The sequence below is a fragment of the Stenotrophomonas sp. HMWF003 genome, from assembly GCF_003061285.1.
Lineage (GTDB): Bacteria > Pseudomonadota > Gammaproteobacteria > Xanthomonadales > Xanthomonadaceae > Stenotrophomonas > Stenotrophomonas maltophilia_AP.
The window spans coordinates 536-1,526 of record NZ_QAIW01000382.1 but is presented as its reverse complement, the minus strand read 5'-3'; the positions used below and the strand labels follow the sequence as shown (position 1 = coordinate 1,526).

The 991-nt window shown below is 73.0% G+C and carries 2 protein-coding genes; both read left to right on the top strand.

From position 1 onward, the window contains the following. A partial coding sequence (locus DBR34_RS16350) for a DUF58 domain-containing protein (RefSeq protein ID WP_128097594.1) occupies positions 1–801 on the top strand: 801 nt, incomplete at its 5' end. Further along, positions 798–991 (top strand): DUF4381 family protein (locus DBR34_RS23495; protein ID WP_258224018.1); only part of this gene is annotated, 194 nt, incomplete at its 3' end. The genes DBR34_RS16350 and DBR34_RS23495, both read left to right, overlap by 4 nt.

Here is a 991-nt window from a genome sequence, read left to right as displayed (position 1 = left end):
GGCCATGCCGGCAGCGCGCCCGCGCCGATGCGGGGGCGCGGCATGGAGTACGCCGAGTCGCGCGAGTACGTGGCGGGCGACGACGCACGCCACATCGACTGGCGGGTCACCGCCCGCACCGGGCGCGCACATACCAAGCTGTTCCAGGCCGAGCGCGAGCGCCTGACCCTGCTGGTGGCCGACACCGACCCGGTGCTGTATTTCGGCACGCGGGTGCGCTTCAAGTCGGTGCAGGCCGCGCGCGTCGGCGCGATTGCCGTCTGGCTGGCGCAGCGCCAGGGAGACCGTCTCGGTGCACTGCGCGGGAGTGTGGTTGAAGCGCCGGTGCCGCCGGCCGGTGGCACCCGCGGCGTCCTGCGCGTGCTGGATGCCTTGACCCGCTGGTACGCACAACCGCCCGCCGACGATGCCGGCCTGGATCGTGCACTGGAACATGCCGCCCGGCTGCTGCGGCCGGGCGCGCGCGTGGTGGTGCTGGCCGACCCCGGCCAGGCCGCGGCCATCAGCGTTGCACGCTGGACCGCCCTGGCAATGCACCATGAAGTGGTGGTGATGCTCCTGGTGGACCCGCTGGAACTGGCGCCGCCCTCGGCACCGCTGGCGTTCCTGTCGCAGGGTCGCCGCGTGACGCTCGACCTGGACCGGGCCGCTGTCCGCGAACACTGGCGCGCGCGCTTCGTGGCACCGTTGGAGGCGTTGCAGAAGCAACTGTCGTCGCGCCGCATCCAGGTGCACGTGGTGGCGACCGATGACGCCAGCGACTGCTGGTTGACCCCGATGCCCTCGGCGGTGGTGGCATGAGCGCGGCCAGCAACCTGCCGCTGCGCGATGTGCACCTGCCGCCGGCGCCGCCGTGGTGGCCGCCGGCCCCGGGCTGGTGGTTGGTGCTGGTGGCGCTGCTGGCTGTCGTGGCGCTGCTGTGGTGGTGGCGGGCACGTCGCCGTCGCCGCGAACAGCGCTGGATGCGATTGTTCGACGACGGCATTGCGCA